Source organism: Cellulomonas triticagri, assembly GCF_003696205.1.
In the GTDB taxonomy this organism is placed as follows: Bacteria; Actinomycetota; Actinomycetes; order Actinomycetales; family Cellulomonadaceae; genus Cellulomonas; species Cellulomonas triticagri.
Map to the genome: position 1 here is coordinate 1 of NZ_RFFI01000217.1, position 2,996 is coordinate 2,996.

Sequence of the window (2,996 nt, forward strand, 5' to 3'; positions counted from 1 at the left end):
CTCACGTGTTACTCACCCGTTCGCCACTGATCCACCCAGCAAGCTGGGCTTCACCGTTCGACTTGCATGTGTTAAGCACGCCGCCAGCGTTCGTCCTGAGCCAGAATCAAACTCTCCGTAGATGTCTACATGGCCTCCACCACCCGAAGGCAGTGGCAAACCGACACACGAAACGGCCACCCCCACGCTGACGAAGGAGCAACCAGTTGAATTCGGCTGTTAACGAGCCGGACCCCGACGGAAGCAGAGGCACCGACTCGATATCAACCAAGAATCCACCACCACACGCAATCACCCCGATTGGGACGACCACCCGAGCGATGAACCATCTTGGCATCAACTACTAGGCACACTGTTGAGTTCTCAAAGAACAGACGCGCATCCCCCACTCGCCCTTGCGGGCTCCTGGCCGGAGGCAACCGTTCAAACTTATCCGGTCCGTTTCAGCCTGTCAAGTCCGTGTGGACCGTTCCGACTTCCCGGACCGCCCGCCGCGCGACCGATCACGGGGCACGAGTGTCCCGTGGAGCCTTGCGGTGGGGGTGGCCGCCCTGCAGAACCGGTACCGAGGTGACCCTCGTTGTCCGTTTCCCTTGCCGGGCGACGTCGTAGAACATTACGCACCCCACCGGATGAGCGTCAACTCGGGACGGCGTGACCGCCGTCACCCGCGGATTCATGCGGATCTGCCCGCCCACCTGCACAGCTGCTGCCCCCGCGGTCCGGCTCCCCCGTCCCCGGGACGACGCAGGGCCCGTCCGACCAGTGCTGGTCGGACGGGCCCCGTCGGATCGTGCGCGGTCGTCGCCTAGTACAGCGCGCTCGCCATCGCCCGCCGGGCGGCCACCACCCGGGCGTCGTCGTTGCCGACGACGTCGAACAGCTCGACCAGCCGCACGCGCACCCGCTCCTTGTCCGGACCCGCCGTCACCCGCAGGGTGTCGACCAGCCGCGCGAACGCGTCCTCGATCTGCCCGCCCAGCACGTCGACGTCGGCGACCGCGAGCTGCGCGTCCACGTCGCCAGGGGCGTCGGCCGCGGCCTTCCGGACCGCCGCGAGGTCGACGTCCCGGGTCCGGGAGAGCAGCCCGACCTGCGCGAGACCCGCGCGGGCCATGTCGTCACGCGGGTTCTCGCGGAGCGCCTGCTCGTAGGCCGCGGCGGCGGCGGGCAGGTCGTCGCGCTCGATCGCGTCGTACGCCTCCTGGTGCAGCGGCGGCAGCGGCGGCTCCTCCGGCTCGGCGGGCGCGGCCTCGTGGTCGGCGGGGGCGACCGTGCCGGTCACGCCGTTCGCGGCAGCGGCCTCCAGCACCTGGTCGAGGACGCCCCGGACCTGGTCGAGCGGCGGTGCGCCCTGGAACAGCGGGAGCGGCTGCCCCGCGAGCACCGCCACGACCGCCGGGACCGACTGCGCCTGGAACGCCTGCGCGATCTGCGGGTTGGCCTCCGAGTCGATGCGCGCGAGCAGCAGACGACCGGCGTACCCGTCGACCAGCGTGCCCAGGTCGCGGGCGAGGTCGATGCTCGTCTCGCTCCAGGTCGCCCACAGCAGCACGACGACCGGGTGCTGGGTCGAGGACTGCACCAGTCCGGCGAAGCCGTCGGTGTCGACGTCGACGACGTAAGGCCCCGGGGCCGGCAGGCCCCCAGGCGACCCGGGCGGCGGCGTGGCCGGGCGCCCGAGCCCGGACAGGTCGACCGCCCCGCGCACGTCGAGGCGCGGCTGGTGGGCCGGGTTCTGGCTCATGCTGGCTCTGCTCCTGCTCTCGGGGGTCGGGGGCTCACTCGCCGGTGACCGCGGTGCGGGCGTGCTCCGCGGCCAGGACCTGCACCTGCTCGCCACCACCGGCGGGCGGCACGTACAGCGCTACCACGTCGGTCCAGGTCCGCACCAGGTTGCTGGTGACGCTGTCCTTGCCGGCCAGCGCCGCGTCGAACGGGTCGTTCAGGGTGATGCTGCCCTGGCTGAGCGCCACCGTGGTGACGGTCGTCAGCTGGCCGACGACGATCGCGCCGCCGTCCGCGGTCCGCAGCGCGGTCACCTGGTCGGCCTCGGGCGCGACGGTCTCGGTGACCGTCGCGACCGCCTGCAGGCTCGCCGCCGTCTGGTTGCGGGCCTCGGTCAGGGCCGTCCGGAAGAAGTCCGGCGGGAAGGTGGCCGCGGCCGCCGAGGCGTCGCCGTTGGTGAGGACGTCCGCGTACTGCGCCACCGCCTCCTGCGGGCTGAGCAGCAGGGACGTGTCGTCCGCGGCGACGGGCTCGCTGCCCACCGTCGGGTCGGCCGTCAGCGGCATCTGCACCGACGGGCCGAGCCGCGCCCAGCCCCACAGCCGGTACGGCTCCCGGGGTCCGGCCTGCTCGAGCACCATCAGCAGCGGCGCCTGCAGGTCCGCGGGCTGCTCGGTCACGACCATCTGCGTCCGGGGCCACGTGTCGGTGTCCGGGACGATCGTCGTCTGCGCGGTCGTCGGCAGCGTGACCGGCGGGCGCTCGCCCCCCGTCGCCTGCGCGCGGGTGTACTCCGAGGACCGGATCGCCAGGGCGGGCCCGGTCAGGCGGGCGTCCAGCCCGGCCGGGTCGAGCGCGGCGTCGCCGGCGGCGAGCACCTCCCCCACCTGGTCGAGCACCCGTGTGGACTGCGCGACGCTCAGCGCGGGCGGCGGGACGGCGGGGGCGGCGTCCGGCTGGGGCTCCGGGACCGGCGTGGCGCAGGCCGCGAGGCCGAGCGCCACCACGGCCGCTGCGGCGGTGGCGGCCAGGCGGCGTCGGGTGGTGCGTGCGGTCATCGGCCCTCCTCCGTCTCCTGCGTGCCCTGCTCGCCCTGGTCCTGCGCACCGTCCTCGGGGAAGCCCCACATCCGGCGCCAGGCGTCCGCGCGCTGGGCGCGCGACGCCGCCTCGTCGTCGGCGGGGGCCGCCGGGGCGGGTTCGCCGGGTCGCTGCGGCCTCGGGGCGGTCCAGCCTGCGGCCGGCCCCGCCGGCGGACCCGCGGGGGCT

3 protein-coding genes and 1 rRNA gene are annotated in these 2,996 nt (G+C 73.6%); all 4 read right to left on the reverse strand.

Going from position 1 to position 2,996, the window contains the following annotated elements; all coding sequences use genetic code 11:
- Positions 1–122, reverse strand: a 16S ribosomal RNA gene (locus EBM89_RS20185); the annotation flags it as partial.
- Positions 123–808: 686 nt separating this feature from the next.
- Positions 809–1,747: a tetratricopeptide repeat protein gene (locus EBM89_RS20190; protein ID WP_122151362.1), complete on the reverse strand. Its 939-nt coding sequence runs from the start codon at positions 1,745–1,747 to the stop codon at positions 809–811.
- Between the two features lie 34 nt (positions 1,748–1,781).
- Positions 1,782–2,786, reverse strand: a complete 1,005-nt coding sequence (locus tag EBM89_RS20195) for a DUF8094 domain-containing protein (RefSeq protein WP_122151363.1) — start codon at positions 2,784–2,786, stop codon at positions 1,782–1,784.
- The coding region (locus EBM89_RS22335; protein WP_233571886.1) for a hypothetical protein at positions 2,783–2,996 on the reverse strand (214 nt) is incomplete at its 5' end. The genes EBM89_RS20195 and EBM89_RS22335, both read right to left, overlap by 4 nt.

What these genes read in the sequence shown, in the direction of transcription:
- EBM89_RS20190 (WP_122151362.1), bottom strand. Translation starts at nt 1,747, where the DNA reads ATGAGCCAGAACCCGGCCCACCAGCCGCGCCTCGACGTGCGCGGGGCG.
- EBM89_RS20195 (WP_122151363.1), bottom strand. Translation starts at nt 2,786, where the DNA reads ATGACCGCACGCACCACCCGACGCCGCCTGGCCGCCACCGCCGCAGCG.